The sequence below is a fragment of the Mucilaginibacter pedocola genome (genome assembly GCF_002013915.1).
GTDB lineage: Bacteria > Bacteroidota > Bacteroidia > Sphingobacteriales > Sphingobacteriaceae > Mucilaginibacter > Mucilaginibacter pedocola.
The window spans coordinates 147,757-172,722 of record NZ_MBTF01000012.1 but is presented as its reverse complement, the minus strand read 5'-3'; the positions used below and the strand labels follow the sequence as shown (position 1 = coordinate 172,722).

The window sequence follows — 24,966 nt, the reverse complement described above, 5'->3', positions numbered from 1 at the left end:
TAATTTATAGTTTGTTTAGTTGATTTTGTTGAGCAGTGGTGAGGGGATGGCGGGTAGGATAGCCGTCTCCGAGCTGCTGCTTTTTGTTTTTGGTTTCCTTGAATTATTTCATAGCTTGGCATTGGCGCTTTTCTGCGCCCAACCTCATAAGCCGCTATTGATATGAAACCAGTTTATCTCGCCCTTTCCGCGTTATCCCTTTCTGTTTTGCTTAATGCCTGCAATTCACCGGGAAATAAAACCGACTACAAAGGCTGGGGCACTTACGCCGGTAGTAAGGATGGTGCGCGTTATTCATCGAGCGAAGTAATTACCCCGCAGAATATAGCCGGGCTTAAACAGGCCTGGGCCTATAGCTCGGGCGACCGCGATACCGCCAACCGCACCCAAAACCAATGTAACCCTATAATGGTTGATGGTGTGCTTTACGGCTCCACCCCAAAACTCAAACTGTTTGCGTTAGATGCGGTAAGCGGGAAGCAACACTGGTTGTTCGACCCGGCGGCTTTGGATACTGCCGCTAAATTCAACCCCATGTTTTACTACAAGGTAAACCGCGGTGTAGTTTATTGGCAGGACGATAACGGCGGCAACAAGCGTATTTTCTACAACGTGGGCGATAAGGTTTACTGCATTGATGCCGCAACGGGCAAACCTGTAGCCAATTTTGGTAAAGGCGGTTATTTGGACATGACCGAGAACGTTGGCCGCGTGATACATTCCTTTGTAGCATCAACCACGCCTGGCGTAATTTATAAAGATGTATTAGTAATGGGCGTGCGCGTATCCGAAAGTGAAGACGCGGCACCGGCACCCATCCGCGCCTACGATGTGCTTACCGGCAAACTGCGCTGGAGCTTTAACACCATACCGCACCCCGGCGAGCTGGGCTACGATACCTGGGAGAATAAAGATGCCTGGAAATACCTTGGCGGGGCCAATAACTGGTCGGGTATGTCGGTAGATGAGCAACGTGGTATCGTATACATCCCTACGGGCTCTGTAGGCGGCGATTTTTATGGTGGCAATAGGAAGGGGCAGAATTTGTTCGCCAATTCACTTATCGCCTTAAATGCGGTTACAGGCAAATATATATGGCATTACCAATTCGTACACCATGACCTTTGGGACCGTGACCTGCCCGCCAATCCCAACCTGGTAACCATTACTAAAGATGGTAAGGAGATTGATGCCGTAGCCCAAATAACCAAACACGGCTACGTTTTTATGTTCGACCGTGAGACGGGAAAACCTATCTTCCCTATAAAAGAAACGCCCGTGCCCACCAACGGCCTACCCGGCGAAGCACCCTGGCCAACACAGCCTATACCCACCTTGCCCGAGCCGTTTGCCCGCCAGAAATTTGAGCCCGAGGACGTAACCGATATTTCGCCCGAGGCGCACAAAGAGATGATGGAGAAATACCTGAAGGTAAAGTACAGGGCAAAATTTAGTCCGCCAAGTAAAGATGGCGGCTGGATATTCCCGGGCTTTGATGGTGGTGGCGAGTGGGGTGGCGCTGCGGTTGACCAGCAAACCAAAGTACTCTACGTAAACAGTACCGAACTACCCTGGGCGCAGGTAATGATAGATGTGCCCAAAAGCGACGGTAACGACCATACCCTTGCCGGTGCAGGCAAAGCCCTGTACAACCAGCGTTGCATTAGTTGCCACGGCGCCGACCTGAAAGGCAACGGCAGTACCATACCCGCGCTGCTGAACCTGGAAAAGAAATACACCGAAGCACAGGCCAAAAATATTATCGATAACGGGCGCAACATGATGCCATCTTTCAAAGCCATACCCGATGGTGAGAAGAAGGCCATACTGGCATTCTTATTGAAGATTCCCGAAAAAGAAGCCACCGGCCCGGCAGGCAGGGGCGGGGCAACGCCTGTAGCTGCCGAGAAAAGCGCTTTACCGCCAGCGCCATATACCATGGCAGGCTACACCCGCTTTTTAGATAAGGATGGTTACCCCGGCATAAAACCGCCATGGGGCACACTCAACGCTGTAGACCTAACCAGCGGCAAACTACTATGGAAAGTGCCGCTGGGCGAATATCCCGAACTTACCAAACGCGGCATCCCTATTACCGGTACCGAAACCTATGGCGGCCCGCTGGTTACTAAGGGCGGGCTGGTATTCATAGCCGCAACTAAAGACGAAAAAATACGCGCTTTTGATAAAAAAACAGGCAAGCAGCTTTGGGAGGCTAAACTGCCTGCAGCCGGTTACGCAACTCCGGCTTGTTACGAGATAGATGGTAGGCAATACATTGTTATTGCCTGCGGAGGAGGGAAGATAGGCAGCAAGTCGGGCGATAGTTATGTGGCTTTTGCATTGTAGATGTTCAGTGAAAAAGATATCCGAAATATTGGTGAAAAAAACTGTGCATCGCCCTATAAAAGACGATTACGGCAACCGTTATTATGAAGAGCGTACTTTTTTGCTGAAGTATAACCCTGCTATCGAAAGCCATTTCCCGCGAGCCTGGGCAAAAGGTATTGATATGCTTATTTTTTTGCTGCCTGCTATTAAACTCACTCAGCATTTTCAGTTAAGCATACTTATAGCTATAGTTTTGGTTGATATTTATGGAGCAATATGTGAGCATTTGCGTGGTGATACTTTGGGTAAATATCTGTTGGGCCTGAAAGTGATCGATGATGATGGCAATTACCCGGTTTTTTGGCTGTCTCTTAAAAGAAACGCCCTGGCAGTTTTAAATCTTTCGTTGTTGCCTGGTACGCGTATCGCTTTCCCGGTTACCGGCGAACCTACCTGGCGCTATAATATGAACTTGAATAACCGGTTATGCGATACCTACATTGTAAAAGCTTCCAGGTTGAGTGAGATAAAGGCATTGCAGGAGCAAAATGATCTGCTCAAATAAAAACAGGCCCGCTCCTTGTTAAGGATAACGGGCCTACACTAACAACCCTCCCCGGTTGTTTAAGGTTTTGCGGGTTGCGTACCCGTTTTTGCCGTTGTAAAGAACAAACTATTACAAGGCGTAAGCAATAACGCATTTGCAGTATTTTAGCTGCAAATTGCTGCAAAAGCGCCCGGCTGCCTTGTTGCTTTTGTGAAAATAAGAAATTAAGTTTTTGCAAATGAATTTGTTAAAGCGGGGTGTTGAAATTCTTTCAAAAAAAGTTTGACAAGTTCGGTGGATTTTCTACTTTTGCAAACCCAATCGGGAACGGGATGTAGCGTAGCCCGGTATCGCGCCACATTTGGGATGTGGAGGCCGCAGGTTCGAATCCTGCCATCCCGACAAAAGCGATACCAAGCATTAAAAACCCTCAGAATGCAAGTTCTGAGGGTTTTGTTTTCAGATTGGGGATAATGAGTTTCGGCGAAAGCCCACGGGATGTAGCGTAGCCCGGTATCGCGCCACATTTGGGATGTGGAGGCCGCAGGTTCGAATCCTGCCATCCCGACAAAAGCGATACCAAGCATTAAAAACCCTCAGAATGCAAGTTCTGAGGGTTTTGTTTTCAGATTGGGGATAATGAGTTTCGGCGAAAGCCCACGGGATGTAGCGTAGCCCGGTATCGCGCCACATTTGGGATGTGGAGGCCGCAGGTTCGAATCCTGCCATCCCGACAAAAGCGATACCAAGCATTAAAAACCCTCAGAATGCAAGTTCTGAGGGTTTTGTTTTCAGATTGGGGATAATGAGTTTCGGCGAAAGCCCACGGGATGTAGCGTAGCCCGGTATCGCGCCACATTTGGGATGTGGAGGCCGCAGGTTCGAATCCTGCCATCCCGACAAAAGCGATACCAAAGCAATAAAAGCCCTCAGGATATAAATTCTGAGGGCTTTTTGTTTGAGCGAGAATAGTAAATTAGCATGCACAAATGGTTAAATTTGTTCATGGGCATCTTCGATCCGGACAGGCATGATAATTTGTTGGGTATAACCGACCTTGCACATTTAAACGAATTGGAAGCACTTGGTATATTAAGAGCACAAGAATTTATTTTAGACCTTGATTTGGATCTCGTATTCGACACGAAGTTGATAATTGATATTCATAAAGCGGTTTTTACAGGCCTGTACGACTGGGCAGGCAAATGGCGAAGCCAAGTAACCAATATTGGTATTGCCCCTCAAAAAGTGCCCTACGCTGTTATAGAATACGCTGAGCAAGTAAATTTTCTTAAAAGCCGGAGCTCAAATCAAAACGAATTGATTGATACGTTGTGTTATGTTCATCATCGATACACGCAAATTCATCCATTTAACAATGGAAACGGGCGAACTGCACGATTGATTACCGACTTGATCGCCAATTTAAATGGATATCAAAATATTCAATTATATATAAGAGAAGACGGTAAGGAGCGGGAGGGGTATAAAGCGGCTTTAAAAGCAGCTGATAATTTCGATAATAGCTTACTAAAGGACTTAATTAGTCAAAGATTATTGCTGCTTTGATTTCCCTTTTTCTAATTGCAATTTATCGTACAACTGTTCAATCTTAGCGCGAGAAACTCCCTGCTGTTCTAATTCCATTGTACCGTACACAGAGTTTACCATCATCTGCTTTACAAAGGCACTATCTTTCAATGAGTTTATTTTTTCTCTGAGTTTCATAATATCAAAGTTACAATATTTATTTAATACAATTTTATCGCGCACATTTATGATGTGGAGGCCGCCGGTTCGAATCTTGCCATCTCCTCTTTCGGTTTATAAGCTATTGCAGCTACCCATGCACTTTTTGTGCTTCTCGCCCCAGCTTTCCAGCATTTTAATTATCGGAATTAACTCATAGCCTATCGCTGTCAACTCGTATTCAACTCTTGGCGGCACTTCGGGGTATACGGTGCGGCTGATGATCTTTTGCTCCTCCAGTTTTTTTAGTTGCAGGGTGAGCATCCGTTCGGTAATGTTTGGTAAAATCTTTTTTAGCTCGCAAAATCTAAGCTTTCCGTTTGCTAACCACGAGCAAATAGCTATAGACCATTGGCCGCCAAGAACGATTGAGGCATACACCTCAGAGCAATGATTGGCCAACGCTTGTTTGTTTGCAAAGTTGGTAGAGCTTTCTTTTATTTTAGACATACTCACATTTTTTATAGTATCCTACAACGGGTTGCGAATATAGATGGTTCAAATTGTGCGAAATACCTTTGCCGCATAATTTGAATTTAAAATGAAAAAAACATTGATCATTGTCACTCATCCTGATATCAACAATTCAGTGATAAACAAAAAATGGGTTAAGGAATTAGAGAAGTTTCCGGAGCAGTTTCATGTACACCAGCTACATCAAATTTACCCCGACCAGAAATTTGATATTGCAGCAGAACAAAAGCTGGTTGAGGAACACGACCATATCATTTTTCAGTTTCCGTATTACTGGTATTATGCCCCGGCATTACTAAAAAAGTGGTTTGACGAAGTACTTACACACGGTTGGGCCTACGGCAGTTCAAGTGGCTTTAAGTTTAGAGGAAAGAAAGTGGCATTGGCTATTACCTTAGGTTTAAAAGAAGAGCATTTACAACACGGAACGCCCCTCAAATTTACCCTGGAAGATCTTACGCGCCCGTATGAAGCATTGTTTGACTGGATAAAGGCCGACTATCAGCCACTATTTGCATACTATGGAATGACGTTCGAGCCCTCGGAAGAATGGGTAGAAAACAGTGTACCGCTATATCTCGATTTTTTGGAACGTTTTAAAAATGCGGATGCCAATGCAGCTTAATAGAGCGCTGTACCTGCGGGTATTTTAAACATCCCTGTTGAAAGGGGCTATTGGTTTACCGATAGGCCCTTTTTCTTTGTCGGCAATTTTAGCGCCCACCTATTCAAAAACATCCATCACAAAGTAGAAAACATCCATTTTCCGGTCTGTAGTGCCGGGCCATCTTTGTGGTGTAATAAAATTTGAGTGTTATGAAAATATACTATTTCACCGACCCCATGTGTTCATGGTGTTATGGTTTTAGCCCTACAGTAAAGCAGTTAAAAGAAAACTATCCCAATATCGATCTGCAAATTATTTCCGGCGGCTTTTCACCCTTTAGCAAACAAATAGTTGATGCCGAGTATAGGGAGTTCCTGGAATATCATTGGCGAAACGTGAACCGGATGAGCGGCCAATACTTTGATCATGCTATGAAGTTTGTGTCTGATACTTTTCGGTACGATACAGAGCCATCGAGCCGCGCAATGGTGGTGGTACAAAACCTGATGCCGGGAAAAGACTTTGAATATTTAAGTCTTATGCAAACAGCATTTTACGTTAATGGCAGGGATATCACAAACGATGAAGTTCTTGCGGATCTGGCCGAAGAATTAGGCATCAGCAGAGATGTTTTTTTTGAAAATTTCAAGTCGGATGTGATGAAACGTAAAACTATAGAGGGGTTTGAATTTAGCCGACAATTGGGTGTGCAGGGGTTCCCTACGTTGCTTACTATTGATAACGGAGCGGTTAAGGTACTTACCCGTGGTTTTCAAAAGTTCGATCTGCTCAAAAAAGTAGTCGATGAGCAGTTGGCTCAACAAAACGCCGGCGAGCTAAACAGCGGGCAATCGTGTGCCGATGGTTTCTGCGCTTTTTAAGCCGGTTAAAAATTGGTTTAGCGTATTAAACATGGGTGCAATAATTTCCTTTAGTTCGTTCCGCGAGCAACTCACACAGCGTTTAAAGCAAACACTTCCCGGCGCAATGGCCCATCAGGCGATGGAAGCAAGGGTTGCCAAGTATTTAGGTGTACTGCCCGATGAAAGTACACGCAAAAGCGCTGTGTTGCTACTGCTGTATCCCTGCGGGGATAAGATATATTTCCCACTGATTTTACGGCGAAACTATACAGGCTACCATTCCGGCGAGGTTTCGTTTCCCGGCGGGAAGTATGAGCTAACTGATAAAAACCTGGTTACAACAGCCCTGCGCGAAGCAAATGAAGAAATAGGATCAGTTGCTAAAGATGTGCAAGTTTTGGGCACGCTTACCGAAATATACATTAGCCCCAGCAATTTTACGGTGTTACCCGTGGTGGGATATATGCCATACCGCCCAACGTTTGTGCCTGACACCCGTGAAGTGGGGCAGATTTTTGAGGTTCACTTCAGCCATTTCTCCAATGCTGATCATTGGGGTATAAGCGAAATTAACATCCCCGGCGATAAAGTACTTACGCCGTATTACGATCTGCAGGGCCACCGGGTTTGGGGAGCCACTGCCAAAATTATTAATGAACTGCTTTTTGTAGTAAGCAGCATCAAAACAGATATTAAAATATAAAACATTATGTCAGTTTCTGATCTTTTCAAGCCGCTCACCCTGTTGCATGGGCCGGCAATGCGAAACCGTTTTATGCTGGCACCGCTAACCAGCCAGCAGAGCGAGTTTGATGGTACGGCATCCGAGTTCGACCAGTTATGGTACCAGCAACTTGCCGAAAGCGGTTATGGCCTCATCCAAACCAGTGCCGCAACAGTAGAGGCCGGTGCTATCGCTTTTGAACGCCAGTTTGGTATCCATAGCGATGCCCATTTGCCGGGGCTTACCAAAATAGCTACGGCCATCCGCAATGGCGGTTCCCTTTCTGCGGTACAGTTGCACCATGGCGGGCATAGGGCGAAACCCGAGGTGGGCGGGATACCTGCTCCGGCTTCAGGCAAAACCGTACCCGGTATAAAAGCCATCACTATAGAAGAAATAGAACGTATCCGCGATAGCTTTATAGCTGCCGCTAAAAGAGCGCAGCTTGCAGGGTTTAACGGCGTTTCGGTACATGGCGCATTTGGGTGGATACTTTCAGAATTTATGTCGCCGCATTTGAACGACCGTACAGATAAATATGGCGGCAGCCTGGAGAATCGTGCACGTTTCACCATTGAGGTGATCGAAGGCATCCGTAAGGCTTGCGGCCCGGATTTTCAAATAGGGTGGCGATTATCCATAGAACGTTATGGTTTGCGCCTCGAAGAAATGCGTGATATAACTGCCGAGGTGTTTGATAAAGAGCTGATAGACTATCTCGACCTTGCCCTTTGGGATTCGGCACAGGTAGTTAGGGAGGGTGGCTTTATGGGGAAAACGATGCTGAGCATATTTACCGAACTACCGCGCAAAGGTGTTCGGTTAGGCGTGGCCGGCAAGATATACAGCGGCCAGCGCGCTGCCGAATTGTTGAACGAAGGCTGCGACTTTGTTTTGATAGCCCGCGCCGGTATCCTTCAGCGTGATTTCCCGTTCCAGGTAAAGGCAAACCCGATGTACCAAAGCCCCGCCATGCCTGTAACAGCAGATTACCTGCGCCGGGGCGGCTTAAGCGAGCGCTTTATAACCACCATGCGCGGTTGGCAAACATTTGTTAAGCCGGGGTCCTGAGTATTATAAATGAGTGATGAAAGGCCTGCAATACATAATTGCGGGCCTTTGTTTTTGGTAATGGGCTGAATCGAAATTACAAGGATTTTAAGCCCCCATTTATTTTTATTCAGGCAAAAATCATCCATTACATAGTCAAAAACGTCCATTCAATGGCAAGGCGCAAGCGGGCATCTTTGTGGTGTAATTAAAAATCATTGATATGAGCAAAACAGCTATCATAATTCTTTCTGACCCCAAGGCTGGTTCAGAAGAAGCGCTTGGGCGCATATTTAACGCTTTGGCATCCGCATACGAGTTTAAACATGCGGGCGAAGATGTAAAGATCATTTTTCAGGGCGCAGGCATCAGGTGGCCCGAACAATTGGAGAAAGCAGAACATCCTGTAAACGGCCTTTATAATGAGGTAAAAGACCATGTTCATGGGTTATCGCAAGGTTGTGTTGCCGTATTTGGTACCGAGGTTTCGGGCTACGACCTGTTAAATGATAACAAAGTGCCGGGTACCCCGGGCTTGCCAAGCTTGCTGAACCTAAGAAATGAAGGTTACCAGGTTTTGATTTTCTAAATTTGTTTTATTGGCTGTCCCCGGATGTTATCATCAGGGGGCAGTTTTTTATTTTTGATGCAGGTTAAACTTCAACAATGCAAAAACAACACGAGAACTATATGCAGCAATGCCTTCGCCTGGCGAAAATTGCCCTCGCCGCGGGCGACCCACCTGTCGGTGCCTTGCTTGTTTTTAATAACGAGGTAATTGGGAAAGGCGTAGAGGCCGGCCGGTCAACAGGTGATGTAATCAACCATGCGGAGATAGTTGCGGTGCGAAATGCCGTAGATAATGGTTATGCCGAAAAGTTGCATCTGGCTACCATGTACACCACTCACGAACCCTGCATTATGTGTTCATACGTGATAAGGCACCATAACATCCCTCAAATTGTGTACGGAACATCCGTGCCTTTGGTGGGCGGTGCAACTTCACAATTCAATGTTCTGTCCACACAGGATGTGCCTAAGTGGGGTAATAAGCCAACTATAGTCAGCGGAGTTTATCAGGCGGAGTGCGACTTGCTGAGTGATGAATTCAGAAAAGCCCGTAATTTGTAAATATCATGTTATCTCAATCGGTATATACACTTGTTAACCAGCAGAACGGTAACCTGGCATTTAAGCTATTCGAGTTTGATAACAATAGTTATTTCGACCACATGCAACGGAATAACTATTTTACGTTGATACTCATTACTTCGGGCGAAGGCGTAGCTAAAGTTGATTTTTGCGACTATGCATTTAATGAGAATACGCTGTTTGCTTTTTATCCCTATCAGCCATTTATGCTGCAGTCGAGAAGTGGATTAAGGGGAGTGGCTATCCAGTTTCATCACGATTTTTTTTGTATTTACCGGCATCATAAAGAGATAGCTAATAACGGATTGTTGTTTAACAACGTATACGAGCAGCCCTTTGTTCGGGTGAATGATGGTTGCAGGGCCACAATGTTTAACCTTATTGATGGTATTGCTAATGAATTAAAGTCAGATTCGTTCAGGAAAGATGAGGCGCTGGTTTCTTACCTGAAGTTATTACTGGTTATGGCTACCCGAATGAAGCTGGATCAGCAGAGTGTGCAGGAAGTTGAAACAGCCAACGGTAAACAGCTTATGCTCATACAAAATTTGAAGAATGCCATTGAGGATAACTTTCGCGAGAAACATTCGGCAAGCGAGTATGCCGATCTGCTGCATCTTACGCCAACCTCGCTTGCACGGGCCACGAAGAGCCATTTCAACAAAACACTATCTGATCTGATAACTGAGCGTATCATTATCGAAGCAAAACGCGAGCTGTACCTTACCGATAAAACAGTTAAGGAAATTGCTTACGAGCTTGGTTACGACGACGAGTATTACTTTAGCCGTGTATTTAAAAGCAAAACAGAAGTATCGCCGCAACTTTACCGCGACACCATCGGGTTTAACAGAGGTGCGTCGTGATCTTTTACAATTATCAATCAATAAAAATGCAAATCATCACCCATAACAAAAGCAACCTTCAAATAACCGAGTTGGTATCAGATGATATACTTATCGCTAACGCTGAAGAAGGTGCACAGTTATTGGCCGACTTATATTACCAGGGGTTCGACATGGTGATCATAAAAGCCGTTCAACTAAACCCATCCTTTTTTGAATTAAAAAGCGGGTTGGCTGGCGAGCTGCTACAAAAATGCTCTAATTGGCGCATGCGGTTGGCTATTGTGGGCGATTTTGACGAGCCGGCATCCCAAAGCCTCCGCGATTTTATTTACGAAAGTAACAAAGGCAAAACGGTCAACTTTGTTAGTTCTGTGGATGCAGCGCTGGCGAGAGCTTAACGCGGGGTGTAACGCAGCCCGGTATCACGCAGCATTTGGGATCTCATAGTACTAATGGCCGCTAAAGAGCATTATTATGGAATTTGCCGTTTGCTGGTCTAAGTCGGTAGTTATTGTGGCTCTATCGTTGCCAAGAATATCTGTTGAAGTTTTTATGGTTATAATTTGAACGCCGTTTTGGTCGGATATAATCTTTGTAGAATTACCAAGAATATCTTTCGATTCTTTCATGGTAAATTTGTTCTGACCAAAGCCGTCGGATAAAACCCTAGTCTCGTTACCAAAAATATCTTTTGAAGTTTTAATCGAGTTTATTTGGCCTGTGCCGTCAGTTATAGTTTTATTCACATTGCCGAATACATCGGTGGTGTTTTTAACTGACATGGTTTGGGCGCCGCTTGTGTAGCCAGCCTGTCCGTTTTGAGTAATTGTGCGGGTCTCGTTGCCAAAAATGTCTGTCGAACTTTTTACGGTTTTAATCTCATTTCCGTTACTATCAGTTACTTTGGTAACTCTGTTCCCAAAAATGTCTTTAGAGTTGGCAACCTTGAAACTATTGGTTGAATAATTATCTCTGTAAGTGGTAATGGTATCTCCAAAAATGTTTACATCTTTAGAGATAGTGTAGGTTTGAGCGTCAGCGGAAATTGACCAGGTAAATAATAAGAAAAATACGAGAAACTTAAATTGTTTCGAGGCCATAGATTTGATAGGTTTCACGTTTGATAGTAAAATTCATAGAAGGTTTAATTGGTCAATTAGCTATTTACCCGTATAAAGCAAAATGGCTGCATGTATACTCCGTTTCATTTAAAAAACCTTAAATTCATACCCATGACAAATACAGCAGTAGCCGAATTATTTTCGGGTGGTAAATTTAGCGAGGTGGAGCATCGCCTCGCCGAAAATGTGGAGTGGAACATTTACGAAGAGAAGATGCGCCTGCAGGGTAAAGCCGATGTGGTAAAGTTTTGCGGCTCGATAGCAGAATATTTCAGGTCCGTAACCACCAAATTCGAAACTTTTGGTATTGTTGCAGATACTGCCAGGGTGGCTATCTACGGCAAAGCCGAATTTATACGCGAGGGAGTAACCGTTAATACAGTTAACTCCTGCGATGTTTACGAGTTTGACGATAAGGGTAATATCCTGAAGATACACTCTTACTGCAATTCTGATAGGCCGGCAGAGAATGGCTAATGGTTGCCCGCTGCTATTGCATTGCGTTAGCTAACCTTTTTCAACGGCAACGTAACAATCATTTCAGTGCCGTCTGTTACCTCCGGGTTCAGGAATATCTTACCGCCGTGCGATTTTACGATGATATCGTAGCTGAGCGATAGCCCAAGGCCTGTTCCCTGGCCGGTTGGCTTGGTGGTGAAGAATGGCTGCATGATTTTATCGCGGATGGCAGGAGGGATGCCATGGCCATTGTCGTTCACGCTTATCATTATCTGCCCGTCCTCTTGTTTGGTGCTCAGGCTTACTTTTGGTTTATAGCCATCGGGTGCGGTGCGCTGCTTTTGCTGAACCGCATAAAAAGCATTATTGAATAAATTGAGCAGTACCCGGCCAACATCCTGCGAAATAAGCGGTACCAAAGGCATATCATCTGCCAGGTTAGTTTCCAGTTCGGCATTAAAGGTTTTATCTTTTGCACGCAAGCCGTGGTAGGCGAGGCGTAGGTACTCATCCGCCAGTTTGTTAACGTCGGTGAGTTCGCGTTTACCTGCCGAGGCTCGGCTGTGCTCCAGCATGTTTTTTACAATACTATCGGCCCGTTTGCCGTGGAAGTGTATCTTTTCTATGTTTTGTTGAACATCATTAATGATCGCTTTTGCTTCTTCAAGGTCGCCTTTTTCAAACTCCTCATTTGCTTCAGCTATCATTTCTATACTTACCTCCGAAAAATTATTCACAAAGTTCAATGGATTCTGAATTTCGTGCGCTATGCCTGCGGTAAGTTCGCCAAGCGAGGCCATTTTTTCGGTCTGTATCAGTTGTTGCTGGGTGCTGGTAAGGGTAGCCACCGTTTCGGTTAGGCGGTCGCGCTGGGTGGTAATTTCGGCTCGTTGCTGGTTTAGCTGCACGTTGGCTTCTGCAATATGCCGGTTGGCTTCGGATAGTAAAATATTTGATTTGCGTTGGTTATCATAGTTGCGCCATATGAAAACTGAGAGCGCCGCCAATACAATAAGCCCGCCTACAAAGTAATAGCTCTGTACCTGTTTGGCGCGTAATTGGGTATTGGTTAGCTGCTGCTGAAATTTAAGGGAATCGGCCTGCCGCGTAAACTCCGAGTTTAATTGTTTGCGCAGTATATTCTTTTTTGCCCCTGCGTTTTCAAGGCTATCGCGAAGTAGTATGTATTCCTTGTATGTTTCGTAGGCCTTTTGGTAGTCCCCTTTGCGTGTATAAAGGCTGCTTGTATTTTCAAGGCTCTCTACAAGGTTGGGCAAGTAGGCGCCTATTTTAGCGTATTTTAAGGCTTCGGCAAAGGCTTCCGAAACTTTCTGAAGACGCGCGGCCGGTGCTACACCCATGCCGGTAAGTTCAGCATCCGAAGCGTCGCGGTATATCAACCCCAAAGTGTTGTTTACGTTAGGGTACGAGGTACTTCGTTCTACACCTTCAAAAGCTAAAAACTTTCGGCAATATAGGTATGCTGTTGGGTATTGCTTTAGGTGATAATAGTCGTTGGCGGCCTGCGCGTAACCAGTCGCTATCAGTGCTGTGTCTTTAATGTTGATAGCGAGTTGTGTCGTCTTCAGGTCGAAAGGCAGCGCTTTGTTGTATTGTTTAAAATTGTTGGCATACAATCGCCCAATGGCACCGGTCAGCCCCGCTTCGCTACGAAACTTATAACTGCTTTTTTCTGTTTTTAAAATGGCTGCGGCCTCGCTGTATGCCGCCAGGGCCTTAGCATTATCGCCAATGAACAGGTAGCATTGCGCCAAATGGCTCAGCGCATGAGTGGTTTCGCGGTTATGGCCGGTAGACTTTGCAAGGTTATAGGCATAGTTTATATAGTCGAAAGCCTTATTGAAATCGTTTTTGCTAAAAAAGTAAAAATGAAAAAGCTCATCATACAGCGCGATAAGCCCTTTGTTAAAGCCTTTTTTTTTCGCGATGCCCACCATTTGCAAGGTGTTCCGCATAAAGAGCGTTTCATTCTTGAAAATTTTACCGTTGGTTTTCACGTAGCCCAGGTAAGCATTTACTTTGTTGGTATCGGCCGGCATGTCCAAAATTTTTATCAATGCGGTATCTGCCTTGGCATCCGGTTTTTGTTGTGCGGCAGCAAATTCAGGTATAACTAAAAGCAGGAACAAGACCGGAAGGTAAATTAAAAAGGGTTTAGATAGTATGCGCACAGCGACAGGATTTTAAGCATCACAATTTAACCTTTTTTTCGCTTAGGGCAAAAATTTACTTAGTGTTCCTTTATACGACATATTGATAGTATTCCTCGAACTATTGATAGTTAAGTGATACCCATTTCGCGCAGTATTGCCGCATATTTGGTTGAGGCTACCAAGCCGCCAATTAACCACAACCTATGCAAATTATTAAACACGCCATGCTGTTACTTTTGCTGTTGGCAAGTACCGTTTGCTTTGCTCAGCAGCAAGCCGCCGATACCATTCGCTGGAACCAACGGGTACTCATCAACGATCAACCTCTTGTCAACGATACTTCCGCCGGTTCGGTGCAGCGGAACAGGAGCAAATATGGTTCGGAGTATTGCAGGCTGCTGCAACTGAAGGATGGCTCGTGGCTGGCGGGGTACACTATATCGCGCAATGCGGGTTATAAGGCCGATGCTAAAGGCGGGCTGGAACTGCAGGTTTCGCGCAGTACGGATAATTGCCGTAGCTGGGTGCCATTGGGAACTATAAGCGAACCCGGGCGCGACCTGGATAATGCGCAGTTGATACAATTGAAAGATGGCTCGCTGCTGCTGGCTTGCCGTTCGGTACGCTGGCAGGAATCGTACAAATTGGTGGTTTACAAAAGTACCGACATGGGGGTGCTTTGGAAGCCTGTCAGCATTATAGACGAGAACCACGGCCAGCCCGGCGAACTGGGTAAACCCGATAAGGGCATTTACGAACCGCATATGTATTTGCTTAACGACGGGCGGCTATCGGTAATGTACGCCAACGAGAAACATGTGGTTGAAAAGCCATCATACAGCCAGATCATTTCGCAAAAAATATCCAACGACTTAGGTAAAACATGGGGGACTGAAATATGGGTGGCGCATACGCCCGGCAACCCTGCCTCGCGCCCGGGTATGCCTGTGTGGACGAAGATGAAGAACGGCAAATATATTGTGGTTTACGAGGTGTGCAGCCCCGAAGAATGCCATATTTACTACAAATACAGCGATGATGGCATTAACTGGCCGGTGGGCTTGGGTACGCGTATTATGGATCAGTTGGGTGGCCCGTTCGTGTTATCCCTGGCAGATGGTACGCTGGTTGTCACCTCTAACTCCAGCCATGTATCTATAAGCCGCGACTATGGCCAAAGCTGGCAAACCATAAACAATTCCTGGGCAAAAACGCTGTGGCCATCGCTTTACGAGGTGAAACCCGGTGAAGTTGCAGCAGTAAGCTCCGAACCACGGGCAGAAGGCGGGCATAATGTACAATTACGCCTGGGCATTATGCCAAAACGCTAAGCAAATAAAAAGCCGCCGCATTAATTAAAATGCAGGCGGCTATATAATCAGGTTTAGGGTTAGGCTATTTCGGCAACGCGGTTTTTAATATTTCTCAATATGGCTTCCTGCCCGGCGCGGTTTTCCAGGTCCTGTGGTTTGGCGGTTGCTACAGCTTCTTTTTTTAACGACTGGTTATCATCGCGGTAGCCGGCCAGTTTATCGGTGCTTATCAGTTCGCTTTTTGTTCTGTCGGTATGCAGGGTGTAGCCCAATTCCAGCAGCACATCCCCGGCAACCAGTTCAAATATCTCCAGGTCGTTCTCTTTAAACTCTTTCAGGTATTTACCGGTGTTGGTGGCCATGATAGGTTTTTCGAGGTTGCTCCACATCTCGCCCGATGCTGCGGTTATCTTCGAGGTTTTTGAGGTGTAATAGTTCAGCATTTCGGGGTTGTATGCGATATCCAAAAACTCGCACAGGCTGCGTACGGTAGATTCGGGGTTGGCTATCAGGTTTTCGTAATTCAGCGAGAAGAAGCGATCGGCAGGGATAATTTTGGATAAAGCAATACTCGCTTCCTGGTCTTTACGCCATTGGTCGGCAATGTGGTAAATATGTTTATCGCCAACTATGGCTTTTTTGAACGATGCGGCAACGTCGCGGCCATCACGATAGAGGTAAACGTATTTTAGTTTCTCAGGCTGCACTTCCAGTTCATCGGCATAATAAACATTGTTCATGCTTTTGCAGCACCAGTATTTGGCCTGTTTGCTTTCGGCGGCTTTTTCGTAAATAAGGCGGTTAAGCTCGAATAAGGAATTTACTGCCGACTCCTCATACAGTTCGTCCGCATTCAGCGTTACGCCTTCCCAGGGTACAGGGTTGGCCTGTACGTACTCTACCACATCGCTCACCAAACGATAGTAATTACCATTGTCTTCCAACGGTCCGTAAAGGTGCAGTAGTGGATAAAAGGTTACCAGGATATGGGGTGGGTGAGGCGAGGCTATCTCGGGCGATTGGTCTAATATCACCCTTAGCAAATTTGAACCCGAACGTTGTGTGCCTATGATCTGTATACCTAAACTTTTCATAAATAATTAATTAAGAAGCCTACAAATAGCGAACCCAGTATTAAATAAACGGGGCTCACTTTAAACCTGAAACTAAGAGTGAATGCTATTAAAACAGTAGCGATGAGGGCTGCATTAAGCGCCATGTTTTTCATAAGGATAATGGCCGAAGCGATGATCATGCCAACCACCACGGGCTTTATGCCCGCCAAAATGCGCTGCATGGTTTGGCTCTGTTTGTTTTTGTTGAAGAAGCCCGATACTACCAGCATCAGCGTAGCCGATGGAACGAAGATGGACACTACGGCCAGCAGGCCACCTAACACACCTGCCAGTTTAAAGCCAACAAACAGCGCGCTTACCAAAATAGGCCCCGGTGTAACCTGGCTGAAGGTAATGCTATCGGCAAATTGCTGGTTGCTTAGCCAGTTGAGATTGTTTATCAATAAGGCCTGCATCAGCGGAACCATTACATAACCACCGCCGAACAACGACAGGCTGATACCCGAAAATACTGATACCAGTTTAAGGTAAGTATTGCTTACGAAGGATGCCGCATTGCTTAAAAAGCCCAGTTCTACCAAACCTAAAATACCCAAAGCGATTTTGCTGCGCATGCTTAGTTTAATGGTGCTTTGCCTTGTCGCGGCACCACCTTTTTGCGTAGGGGCGGGACGGAAGTAACCAAACAAGCCACCTGCTGCTATAAGCCCCAGCGTAACAAAATAGCCCTTGAAAAGGATGGTAGCCAAAACGGTAATAGCGCAAGTAACTACTTTATACCAGGTGCCGTGCACATCCTTTTTGTAAAAGTTTACCCCGGTAGATAGTATAATGGCGCTAACCGTGCCCGATGTAAAAGCCATCATGCCTGCCAAATTGGTTTTGTAACCATAATTGAAGTATACCCAGGAGAGTGCGAGCATCAGCGTACAAGCTGGTAACAACATGCCCAGCATACTAATAGCCGCACCTTTTATCCCTTTAAGGTGGTTGCCAATATAGGCCACCACGTTAACTGCCACAGGACCGGGTAGTAGCGTAGCAATGCTCACGCCATCGATAATGAGTTCTTCCGAAACGGTTTTATCTTTTTCGGCCATTTCGCGCTGTATTACAGCTACCAGCGCCATGTGCCCGCCAAAGGCTACCATACCTATCCGCAGAAAGGTAAAGAAGAGGTAGCTCAGGCTTGCCTGTTTGGCAACGGCCTCTGCAGGCCCCTCGGCAGTGCCGGCCGTTGTATTAATTGTTATCATTAATTTGGGGTTTATTAAATGAAAAACCGGTTATTTCTTCCAGCCGGTAAGGGTCGCCGCCTACGGCTACTTTCCAAAGTACTTTGCCTGCTTTATCGGTCACCAAAAAATTGCGCGGATCGGTGAGGCAAAACAGCATTTTATCGCCGGCAAATTCGTAGGCGTTGCCTTTCGCAGTGGTGTAATATTCTTTTGGCAGGGCGATGATGGATAGTGCTTCGGCCTTTTTATTGGCTTCGTCAACCTTAAAAGTTATCTCCCTGCTGATGCCGGTTTTGGTGCCGTTATCCAGCATTACCAAATTGTGCGCAGCGTTAAAGTGCACCGCATGCTGTGAGTAAAAAAGCTCATTTGGTTTCAATGGGAAATCGCCCCCTGCGCCAAGTTTCCATAATACTTTGCCCGTTTTATATTCTACTTTCCAAACCTGGTTAAGGTCGCGATAGGAGATGAGGAAGTTGCCGTCGGTATCTTTAAAAAGCGAATTAGCGTGTACCCAATCTTTTTTGTGTTTCAGTATCAGCGGATCGTCCAACGGGTCCAAATGGTCGAGCATGCTCCATTCCCATATTTTGCGGTTGGCTTTGTCGAATACCACTATCCCGTCGCCATGCACCGTGTCTCGCGCCAGCCCCTTAGCCTTGGTAAGGTCGAATACCTTTTTATCGAAGGTGAGGGCGTATAAGTTGCCGTCTTTATCGTAGCGTACTTCGTGGTGCACCATTTTATCCATACCATCTTTACCCAGCTTGAGGTGCCTCACCGTTTTACCGCTTAGCGCTGTCTCTATAATTTCGTCCCCCCCCGATGATGGTATCTTCTCGGCACCCACAATGCTCAGCACGGTATGGTAGGGCGTCCAGTTGGTTACCTTTACGCCCTTGCTGAAGGGTTCGTACCAAACGATATCGCCTTTATGGTTAATGATCACCATAGAGCCGGGCTGGGTTAATATCTGGGTTAAAAAGTATTTACCCTTCATCTCCTTTTCTATCGATGGATCCATCGATATCAGGTCGAAATAGGGGGTAGCCTGGTAAATGGGCTTGGTTTCGAAATGGTAGCGGTTGCTGCTAACGGTATCTTTTCCCTGCTGCGCAAAAACCTCAAAAGTATAATCGGTTTTGGCAACGGTATTGGTAACGTTCAGCGTATGGTGCAGGCTATCCCGGCTCGCATCTGAATAAAGTGTGTCTTTCGCACCGCGGCTCCAGTATTTGAGGTATACCGTTGCTTTTTTATTGGTGGTAACCACCACTCTAAACCGCAGGCGGTTGGCCGGCAGGTTTACCAACTGTACCGTTTTAATTTTCAGCGGGAACAGCAGGTTTGATACCGGATTCTCCAGAAACAACAAAATTGCAACCAGCACAAAGCCGGTTGCAATTAGTAAAATGATCTTATAAGTTTTACGCATTCACAATGGTATAAAACATTACTATTATTTTACCCTGCCTTTGTTTACATCGGCACTGAACGAGGTATTGCTCTGTATCTCGTTTTGCGGGTAAGGGAATACCGTGTAATCAACCGCGCTGGAGTAAGTATTGGCGTCGCGCAGCAAAGGCACAACTTTCTCCCTGAATTTCAGCAGCGGATCGGCACCGTTGGTAGCGCTTTTGCCCCAGCGAATGAGGTCCTCGCGGCGGCGTCCTTCCATAAAAAACTCTTTGTTACGCTCGTCGAATATGGCGTTGCGCAAAGTTTCTTTGGTGTAGCCGCTCAAAGTAAGACCGGGCAAGTTGCTGCGTTCGCGGATCTGGTTGATCAGGCTGATGCTTTCTGCATTGGGGCCGTTCAACTCGTTCAATGCTTCGGCACGCATCATTAATATATCCGCGTAGCGCAAAATGGTTACGTTGTTAAAGCCGGCGTAGTTGTAGTTGTTTACGTGCGGGTATTTCAAATTGTAAACGTATTTGGCCAGTACTACATCCGGTGCGTCGCCGCCAAGGCCGCCATACTCTACAGGTACGTTCATGGTTTGGCCGTACAGGGTTTGGTAGCTGCCGGTCAGCAAAGTGTTGCGGCGGTCGTCGGTTTTATCGAACAAAGCATAAAACTCCAGGTGGATAGGGAAGTTACCGTAACCACGGTTTAGGTCCCAAGGGGTAGAGTTGATGCCAAAGCTGTTAGAGTTGATACCGTAAGCGCCTGCCTCGTTTGATGATTTGAGCACGAAGATAAACTCGTTATCCGAGCGGTTGTTGGTGTTAAACATAGATGATAAGCCACCTTCTGCTTTGGTGCGCAGGTCGTAACCCTTGTTCATTACCGAAAGGGCTGCATCTGCTGCTTTTTGCCACTCGCCGCGGCGCATGTAAAGCCTGGCTAATAAACCTTTGGCGGCACCGCTGGTAGCGCGGGCAACTTCATTTGCCGGGTACGATTCGGGCAGGTTAGCGGCTGCAAACTCCAAATCGGTTATCATGGCGGCTTCCACCTCGGCTTTATCTACCAGTTTAGGGTTTTGGTCCTCGGTGGTAAAATGTGAAGATGATTTTAGTATCAGCGGCACATTACCCCATATCGATGTAGCATCGTAATAGGCCAGCGCACGTAAAAAACGTACCTCGCCAATGTTTTGTTGCTTTAAAGTATTGGTAGAGCCTTTGGTAGCATAATCGATATTATTAATAAGTTCTTCTGCTTCGTTACAGCGCGATATCATTTTGAAGATACTGGTCCAAACATCGTTAATAACCGAGTTGGAAGCATCGTAAGTAAGCTGGTCTAACTGCACACCCTGCCTCGAGGTGATGGTAGTGGTAACTACATCAACAGGATACTCGTACAGCCAGTATAAAAAGCCGGCGTAATAGCCGTAACCGCCATTGTCCTTCAGCGCGGCGTAGGCACCAATTACGGCCTGGTTGCCGTTCTCGGGGTTGGTAAGTTTGCTTTCATCATAAACAGAGAAGGTTTCGTCTTTCAACCCCTTGTTACATGACGATACCGTAGCTAAAGCAACGCAGCAAGCCACAGCTGATATTTTGATAATATTTTTCATTTTTCGTGTTGGGTTAAAGGGTTAAAAAGTTGCGCGCAGGCCTACTAAGTACATTTTGTTAACCGGGTAAGCATTAAAGTCGATACCGCGGCCGGCGTTCCTGTTTTGCTGTTGGTTGTCTATCAGGTTATCTACCTCAGGGTCTAAACCGGTGTATTTAGTAAAGGTGAACAGGTTTTGGGCATTCACGTAAATGTTCAATCCGGCTATACCTAAATGTTTAACCATAGCGCTGGTGAAATTGTAACCCAAAGTGATGTTTTTGATACGGATATAATCCGAGCTCTCCACAAACCTCGAGTTTACCCAACCACCATGCGGCGTGCCGTAGAAGCTGTTGGCTGGTACGGTACCGCCCGGGTTGCTTGGCGACCAGGTATCGGAAATAACCTGTTTCAGTGTGTTTCCCTGTCCAATAGGGTTCAGCATATCCTCTTTTTGTACGTTGAGCAATTTGCCGCCTGCTTGCCCTTGGGTTACTACATCAAGGTAGAAGTTTTTGAAGGTGAAGTTGTTGGTAAAACCAAAGAACATCTTAGGCACACCGGTACCCAGTACCTTGCGGTCGTTAGCGTTAACGGTGCCGTCGCCATTCAGGTCGGCATATTTAGGGTCGCCGGGTTGCGAGTTCTTTTGGGTGGTGGTTAACACCGGGTCGTTTTGCTGAACTATGCCTTCGTAAACGTAACCGTATATAGCGCCTATAGGCTGGCCCACACGAATGATGAACGGCGTTTCGAAGCTTGCCGCACCATCGGGCTTAATGCTGCCCACATAAATATCCGAGTTGTTGCTGCCCAATGATTTTACCTTGTTGGTATTGTAGGCAAAGGTTAAGGTGCTGTTCCATTTAAAACCGCCCGAGTTTACGTTTACGGTTTGTAACGAGAACTCAATACCCTTATTTTCTACCTTACCAGCGTTGCCGAATTGGCTGGTGAAACCGCTCGATGGAGATATGTTCCTGTCTAACAGCAGGTCGTTGGTTTGCTTGTTGTAGTAGTCCGCTTCGAATATGATGCGGTCGCCGAAGAAACCAAAATCGATACCAATGTCAAGCGCGTTGGTTTGTTCCCATTTCAGGTCGGGGTTTGATAGTTTGGTAACTGCGATACCACTCACGGTTGATACGCCATCGAAGGTGTACTTGGTGGTATTATTACCCGCAAAAGTTGCCAGCGAAATACCCGAGGCAACCCTGTCGTTACCGGTGATACCGTAGCTGGTGCGAACTTTACCCGACGAGAAGATGCCCAGGTCTTTAATAAAGTTTTCTTCGTTGAAGCGCCATGCAAAGGCTGCCGAAGGGAAGTAGCCCAGTTTGTTGTTGTCGCCAAATACCGATGAGCCATCTATACGGTAAGTACCGGTGAAGATGTATTTGTTTTGATAATCGTAATCGATACGGCCAAACCAGCTGCGGCGTTTTATCTGGGTTTTGCCCGAGTAGCCCGAGAAGGTTTGTGCTATACCAAGGTTATCTACACCCAAATCGTCGCTGCTGAAGTTGGTACCGGTGATGCCAGATTCGCTGTAAACGTATTTTTGCTGGTTGTAACCTACTAACAATTTAACGTTGTTGCCTGCTTTGCGGAAGCTGTAGCTGGCTGTGGGGTTAAATATCAGTTCGCTCTCTTGTATAGTGGTGATAGTACCTACACCTTTTGATGCCACACCCGCAGGTACGGTAGAAGGCGCGAAGTAATCTATTTTGGTTTGGTTAAGGTCGGTACCCAAATCCGATTGGATAAGGAGGTTTTTGATAGGCTCATACTTCAACGAGAAGTAACCGTTTGTACGCAAGGCCGAGTTTTGCCTGTCGGTAGCTGCTATAAAGTGCAGCGGGTTTTGGGCATCTAAAACAGAGCTTACGCCCGAATCAAATGTAGAAGCTGGGTTTGCCTTAATAACCTGTTTGATGAAGCCGTTGATAGATGATGGTGCCAACGGCAAATCGTTTTGTACGCCGTAGTTACCAAATACCCTTGCGGTCATTTTAAATTTATCAGATACGGCGTGGTCAACGTTCACCCTGCCACCCACACGTTTGTAGCGCGAATCTATCACCACACCTTCCTGGTTCAGATAGTCGAAGCTGGAGTAAACAGAGGTGTTATTTGTGCCACCCGAAAATGAGATGGTGTGGTTTTGCACCTTAGCGGTATGGAACAGTTGGCTCTGCCAATCGGTACCTAAAATACCCGCCTGTAACGAGTCCAACCTCGATTGTTTGTAAGGAGCTGTAGTACCCTGCGATTCGTACAATTTATTCAACCGTACCGCAAAATCGTAACCGCCGGCAAGGTCGAATCGGTCAACCACGCGCTGGTAACCCAACGAGCTGCTTACCATTAGGTTGCTTTTTTTGTTGCGGCCATTTTTAGTGGTGATGAGGATAACGCCGTTGGCACCACGCGCGCCGTATATGGCGGTAGATGCCGCATCCTTTAATATCGATATAGAGGCAATATCTTCGGGGTTAACCGTAAAGCCAACGCCATTATTGGTGGGGAAACCATCTATAACGTATAGGGGCTCGCTATCGGCATTAATAGAGTTGGTACCACGTATGCGTATAGACAGAGTTGCACCCGGCGTACCGTTGTTTTGCTGTACCTGCACGCCCGATGCCCTGCCTGTTAACAAGTTAGCAACCGATAGTGAGGATTTGTTCAAGTCCTCGGCATTCAGCGTAACTGCCGAGCCGGCAAAGGTGCTTTTGTTTTTGCTGCCGTAACCTACAACCATTACGTCGTTAAGGCTTTTTACATCGGCAACCAGTTCTATGTTGATAGTGGTTTTGCCTGCAACTGCAATTTCCTGCGTTACAAAGCCTACCATCCTGAAGGTTACCGTGGCGTTATCTTCTACCGATAACTGGTATTTACCGTTAATATCGGTAGCGGTACCGTTACCGGTGCCTTTTTCCTGTACGTATACACCGGGCATGGGTTCGCCGGTAGTGGCTTTTACAACGCCCGATATCGTAACTTTTGCGGCGGCGCGGGCCGCCTTTCCCGGCACTGCGGCCGCGAACGAGTTGATACAAACGCTTATCAGCATAACGCTTAAAGCAAGCTTGTGTAAAAGGTTAAGTTGTTTTGTAAAAATTTGCATGTATGGGTAATTAATAGTTTTGTTATTGTGGTTTTTTAGTTTTCGGTTAGGCGGTGCTTACCCGTCGCTGATGTAGTGCGCAGTTATATTCATATTGCTATCGGGGAATTTTAGTGTACATCATTAGGTTCGTTATAAGGGGTTATCTTCACCCAGTCTACATACATGTAGTCCGTATCAAAATTGGCTTTGCCTATCCAGTTGGGAAACCATATACCTAAAGTGAAGTTGGCGGCATGGAAAGGTATATGCTCATAAGCCGTATGCATCAGCTTATTATCGTAGTAATACTCTACCCTTGGCTTTTGCCCGTTGCCACCAGTGTGCCATTCAAAACGGTAGAGGTGGTACTCTCCATCGGTTTGGTTTCCAAAGTAGGCATCTGTGGTTTTGTATTGGGTTTCGCCAACGCCGGTCCAGTTGGTCATTAGCCCCCAGTTCAGGCTCGAGCTATCGGGTTTATTAGGCGCCTGGTTATGGCCCGGGAACTCAAAGTCTATCTCGTGGTTGTAGTTATCGTTCTCGTAATAAAACGTCCAGAAGGCGGATAGCGCACCCACCTGCGGGCATATCTTGGCGCGCACTTCGTACGAGCCCGATGCGTATTGCTTCACGGTACGCATAGCCCCGCCAACTTTGGTGTTTTGGCCATGGCCTTGCACGTAGCCCTTATACTTATCGCCCAGGGCCCTTATAATAAGCGTGCCTTTGCGTGCATAAATATTGGCCGGCACTACGCCGCCGTGGGTGCCCTTAGCAGGGTTTTCGCCCCACTTGGTATCGTGCTTATACCATACGGCGCTATCGATATATGATGACTTAAAATCATCAAAAAACACCTGGCTGAATGCCGGTACCGACAGCCCAAAACAAGTAACAGTAGTTAAGAGTAATTTTTTTAAATTCATGAAAAAATAATGATGGCTTTATGTTTGCCTAAATTACACCCAGCAGAAAGTTCGTCCCGTTCCTATAGTCCCGATTTTAAGTACTATAGTCCGTTGTTAATATAATTCTAATCTTTTGATTATGAAATTGTGAAATTTTCAATAAATGGCAGATAAAAATGATGTATTTTTATTTTATCGAAATTTC

General features: G+C 46.2%; 23 protein-coding genes and 4 tRNA genes. 17 read left to right on the top strand and 10 right to left on the bottom strand.

Annotated features, from left to right (window positions below):
• Positions 1–162 precede the first annotated feature (162 nt).
• The 7 genes from BC343_RS13230 to BC343_RS13195 all read left to right on the top strand — a co-directional run bounded on the left by BC343_RS13230 (position 163) and on the right by BC343_RS13195 (position 4,447).
• Complete coding sequence (locus BC343_RS13230; RefSeq protein ID WP_078348260.1) at positions 163–2,349, top strand: outer membrane protein assembly factor BamB family protein; 2,187 nt, start codon at positions 163–165, stop codon at positions 2,347–2,349.
• A 7-nt stretch (positions 2,350–2,356) separates the two neighbouring features.
• Complete coding sequence (locus tag BC343_RS13225; RefSeq protein ID WP_162276867.1) at positions 2,357–2,896, top strand: RDD family protein; 540 nt, start codon at positions 2,357–2,359, stop codon at positions 2,894–2,896.
• Between the two features lie 310 nt (positions 2,897–3,206).
• Positions 3,207–3,280: transfer RNA gene (locus BC343_RS13215), tRNA-Pro, on the top strand.
• 92 nt (positions 3,281–3,372) lie between these two features.
• Positions 3,373–3,446 (top strand) — tRNA-Pro (locus BC343_RS13210).
• Between the two features lie 92 nt (positions 3,447–3,538).
• A tRNA-Pro gene (locus BC343_RS13205) sits at positions 3,539–3,612 on the top strand.
• A gap of 92 nt (positions 3,613–3,704) precedes the next feature.
• Positions 3,705–3,778: transfer RNA gene (locus tag BC343_RS13200), tRNA-Pro, on the top strand.
• Between the two features lie 105 nt (positions 3,779–3,883).
• Positions 3,884–4,447, top strand: a complete 564-nt coding sequence (locus BC343_RS13195) for a Fic/DOC family protein (protein ID WP_162276866.1) — start codon at positions 3,884–3,886, stop codon at positions 4,445–4,447.
• On the opposite strand, the gene BC343_RS31015 is transcribed toward BC343_RS13195, so the two are convergent.
• Both BC343_RS31015 and BC343_RS13190 read right to left on the bottom strand, forming a co-directional pair.
• Positions 4,433–4,606: a hypothetical protein gene (locus tag BC343_RS31015; protein ID WP_156088752.1), complete on the bottom strand. Its 174-nt coding sequence runs from the start codon at positions 4,604–4,606 to the stop codon at positions 4,433–4,435. The two genes, BC343_RS13195 and BC343_RS31015, sit on opposite strands and share 15 nt — an antisense overlap.
• Positions 4,607–4,702: 96 nt before the next feature.
• The gene (locus BC343_RS13190) at positions 4,703–5,077 is read right to left on the bottom strand and encodes a winged helix-turn-helix transcriptional regulator (protein ID WP_078348256.1); all 375 of its coding nucleotides are present in this window, start codon (positions 5,075–5,077) and stop codon (positions 4,703–4,705) included.
• A 91-nt stretch (positions 5,078–5,168) separates the two neighbouring features.
• Here BC343_RS13190 and BC343_RS13185 point away from each other — a divergent pair, with 91 nt between their 5' ends.
• From BC343_RS13185 to BC343_RS13150, 8 genes are all read left to right on the top strand, one after another.
• Positions 5,169–5,726, top strand: a complete 558-nt coding sequence (locus tag BC343_RS13185; RefSeq protein WP_078348255.1) for an NAD(P)H-dependent oxidoreductase — start codon at positions 5,169–5,171, stop codon at positions 5,724–5,726.
• A 191-nt stretch (positions 5,727–5,917) separates the two neighbouring features.
• Positions 5,918–6,589 (top strand): DsbA family protein, encoded by a 672-nt coding sequence (locus BC343_RS13180; RefSeq protein WP_078348254.1) that lies wholly within the window; start codon positions 5,918–5,920, stop codon positions 6,587–6,589.
• Positions 6,590–6,620: 31 nt separating this feature from the next.
• Positions 6,621–7,274 (top strand): NUDIX hydrolase, encoded by a 654-nt coding sequence (locus tag BC343_RS13175; protein WP_078348619.1) that lies wholly within the window; start codon positions 6,621–6,623, stop codon positions 7,272–7,274.
• Positions 7,275–7,280: 6 nt separating this feature from the next.
• Positions 7,281–8,366, top strand: coding sequence for an NADH:flavin oxidoreductase (locus tag BC343_RS13170; protein ID WP_078348253.1), 1,086 nt, complete (start codon positions 7,281–7,283; stop codon positions 8,364–8,366).
• A 202-nt stretch (positions 8,367–8,568) separates the two neighbouring features.
• Positions 8,569–8,934, top strand: coding sequence for a DsrE family protein (locus BC343_RS13165; protein ID WP_078348252.1), 366 nt, complete (start codon positions 8,569–8,571; stop codon positions 8,932–8,934).
• Between the two features lie 77 nt (positions 8,935–9,011).
• Positions 9,012–9,476 carry a nucleoside deaminase gene (locus BC343_RS13160; RefSeq protein WP_078348251.1) on the top strand — a complete coding sequence of 155 codons (465 nt, stop codon included), beginning with the start codon at positions 9,012–9,014 and terminating at the stop codon, positions 9,474–9,476.
• A gap of 5 nt (positions 9,477–9,481) precedes the next feature.
• Positions 9,482–10,363 carry a helix-turn-helix domain-containing protein gene (locus BC343_RS13155; RefSeq protein WP_078348250.1) on the top strand — a complete coding sequence of 294 codons (882 nt, stop codon included), beginning with the start codon at positions 9,482–9,484 and terminating at the stop codon, positions 10,361–10,363.
• A gap of 26 nt (positions 10,364–10,389) precedes the next feature.
• Positions 10,390–10,743, top strand: a complete 354-nt coding sequence (locus BC343_RS13150) for a DUF4180 domain-containing protein (protein WP_078348249.1) — start codon at positions 10,390–10,392, stop codon at positions 10,741–10,743.
• Between the two features lie 51 nt (positions 10,744–10,794).
• Here the strand turns inward: BC343_RS13150 and BC343_RS13145 are convergent, their stop codons facing one another.
• Positions 10,795–11,445: a hypothetical protein gene (locus tag BC343_RS13145; protein ID WP_078348248.1), complete on the bottom strand. Its 651-nt coding sequence runs from the start codon at positions 11,443–11,445 to the stop codon at positions 10,795–10,797.
• 132 nt (positions 11,446–11,577) lie between these two features.
• On the opposite strand from BC343_RS13145, the gene BC343_RS13140 reads away from it, so the two are divergent.
• Positions 11,578–11,943: a nuclear transport factor 2-like protein gene (locus tag BC343_RS13140; RefSeq protein ID WP_143822171.1), complete on the top strand. Its 366-nt coding sequence runs from the start codon at positions 11,578–11,580 to the stop codon at positions 11,941–11,943.
• A 26-nt stretch (positions 11,944–11,969) separates the two neighbouring features.
• Here the strand turns inward: BC343_RS13140 and BC343_RS31580 are convergent, their stop codons facing one another.
• Positions 11,970–14,117 (bottom strand): sensor histidine kinase, encoded by a 2,148-nt coding sequence (locus BC343_RS31580; RefSeq protein WP_238381769.1) that lies wholly within the window; start codon positions 14,115–14,117, stop codon positions 11,970–11,972.
• Positions 14,118–14,302: 185 nt separating this feature from the next.
• On the opposite strand from BC343_RS31580, the gene BC343_RS13130 reads away from it, so the two are divergent.
• Entirely contained in the window at positions 14,303–15,430 is a 1,128-nt protein-coding gene (locus tag BC343_RS13130) for a sialidase family protein (protein WP_078348246.1), read from the top strand.
• A 59-nt stretch (positions 15,431–15,489) separates the two neighbouring features.
• Here the strand turns inward: BC343_RS13130 and BC343_RS13125 are convergent, their stop codons facing one another.
• The 6 genes from BC343_RS13125 to BC343_RS13100 form a co-directional block, all read right to left on the bottom strand.
• Entirely contained in the window at positions 15,490–16,506 is a 1,017-nt protein-coding gene (locus BC343_RS13125) for a sulfotransferase family protein (protein ID WP_078348245.1), read from the bottom strand.
• Positions 16,503–17,744, bottom strand: coding sequence for a chromate efflux transporter (gene chrA, locus BC343_RS13120; RefSeq protein ID WP_078348244.1), 1,242 nt, complete (start codon positions 17,742–17,744; stop codon positions 16,503–16,505). The genes BC343_RS13125 and chrA overlap by 4 nt, the downstream gene beginning before the upstream one ends.
• A complete protein-coding gene (locus tag BC343_RS13115; RefSeq protein ID WP_078348243.1) occupies positions 17,731–19,161 on the bottom strand; it encodes an aryl-sulfate sulfotransferase in 1,431 nt (476 codons plus the stop codon). The genes chrA and BC343_RS13115 overlap by 14 nt, the downstream gene beginning before the upstream one ends.
• Positions 19,162–19,185: 24 nt before the next feature.
• Entirely contained in the window at positions 19,186–20,754 is a 1,569-nt protein-coding gene (locus BC343_RS13110) for a RagB/SusD family nutrient uptake outer membrane protein (protein WP_078348242.1), read from the bottom strand.
• A gap of 21 nt (positions 20,755–20,775) precedes the next feature.
• A complete protein-coding gene (locus BC343_RS13105; protein WP_078348241.1) occupies positions 20,776–23,871 on the bottom strand; it encodes a SusC/RagA family TonB-linked outer membrane protein in 3,096 nt (1,031 codons plus the stop codon).
• Between the two features lie 110 nt (positions 23,872–23,981).
• A complete protein-coding gene (locus BC343_RS13100) occupies positions 23,982–24,779 on the bottom strand; it encodes a glycoside hydrolase family 16 protein (protein ID WP_078348240.1) in 798 nt (265 codons plus the stop codon).
• Between the last annotated feature and the right edge of the window lie 187 nt (positions 24,780–24,966).

Bases quoted from the DNA above. Each gene is read 5' to 3' on its own strand.
- BC343_RS13230 (WP_078348260.1), top strand. From the start codon at position 163: ATGAAACCAGTTTATCTCGCCCTTTCCGCGTTATCCCTTTCTGTTTTG.
- BC343_RS13195 (WP_162276866.1), top strand. From the start codon at position 3,884: ATGGGCATCTTCGATCCGGACAGGCATGATAATTTGTTGGGTATAACC.
- BC343_RS31015 (WP_156088752.1), bottom strand. From the start codon at position 4,606: ATGAAACTCAGAGAAAAAATAAACTCATTGAAAGATAGTGCCTTTGTA.
- BC343_RS13190 (WP_078348256.1), bottom strand. From the start codon at position 5,077: ATGTCTAAAATAAAAGAAAGCTCTACCAACTTTGCAAACAAACAAGCG.
- BC343_RS13185 (WP_078348255.1), top strand. From the start codon at position 5,169: ATGAAAAAAACATTGATCATTGTCACTCATCCTGATATCAACAATTCA.
- BC343_RS13180 (WP_078348254.1), top strand. From the start codon at position 5,918: ATGAAAATATACTATTTCACCGACCCCATGTGTTCATGGTGTTATGGT.
- BC343_RS13175 (WP_078348619.1), top strand. From the start codon at position 6,621: ATGGGTGCAATAATTTCCTTTAGTTCGTTCCGCGAGCAACTCACACAG.
- BC343_RS13170 (WP_078348253.1), top strand. From the start codon at position 7,281: ATGTCAGTTTCTGATCTTTTCAAGCCGCTCACCCTGTTGCATGGGCCG.
- BC343_RS13165 (WP_078348252.1), top strand. From the start codon at position 8,569: ATGAGCAAAACAGCTATCATAATTCTTTCTGACCCCAAGGCTGGTTCA.
- BC343_RS13160 (WP_078348251.1), top strand. From the start codon at position 9,012: ATGCAAAAACAACACGAGAACTATATGCAGCAATGCCTTCGCCTGGCG.
- BC343_RS13155 (WP_078348250.1), top strand. From the start codon at position 9,482: ATGTTATCTCAATCGGTATATACACTTGTTAACCAGCAGAACGGTAAC.
- BC343_RS13150 (WP_078348249.1), top strand. From the start codon at position 10,390: ATGCAAATCATCACCCATAACAAAAGCAACCTTCAAATAACCGAGTTG.
- BC343_RS13145 (WP_078348248.1), bottom strand. From the start codon at position 11,445: ATGGCCTCGAAACAATTTAAGTTTCTCGTATTTTTCTTATTATTTACC.
- BC343_RS13140 (WP_143822171.1), top strand. From the start codon at position 11,578: ATGACAAATACAGCAGTAGCCGAATTATTTTCGGGTGGTAAATTTAGC.
- BC343_RS13130 (WP_078348246.1), top strand. From the start codon at position 14,303: ATGCAAATTATTAAACACGCCATGCTGTTACTTTTGCTGTTGGCAAGT.
- BC343_RS13125 (WP_078348245.1), bottom strand. From the start codon at position 16,506: ATGAAAAGTTTAGGTATACAGATCATAGGCACACAACGTTCGGGTTCA.
- chrA (WP_078348244.1), bottom strand. From the start codon at position 17,744: ATGATAACAATTAATACAACGGCCGGCACTGCCGAGGGGCCTGCAGAG.
- BC343_RS13115 (WP_078348243.1), bottom strand. From the start codon at position 19,161: ATGCGTAAAACTTATAAGATCATTTTACTAATTGCAACCGGCTTTGTG.
- BC343_RS13110 (WP_078348242.1), bottom strand. From the start codon at position 20,754: ATGAAAAATATTATCAAAATATCAGCTGTGGCTTGCTGCGTTGCTTTA.
- BC343_RS13105 (WP_078348241.1), bottom strand. From the start codon at position 23,871: ATGCAAATTTTTACAAAACAACTTAACCTTTTACACAAGCTTGCTTTA.
- BC343_RS13100 (WP_078348240.1), bottom strand. From the start codon at position 24,779: ATGAATTTAAAAAAATTACTCTTAACTACTGTTACTTGTTTTGGGCTG.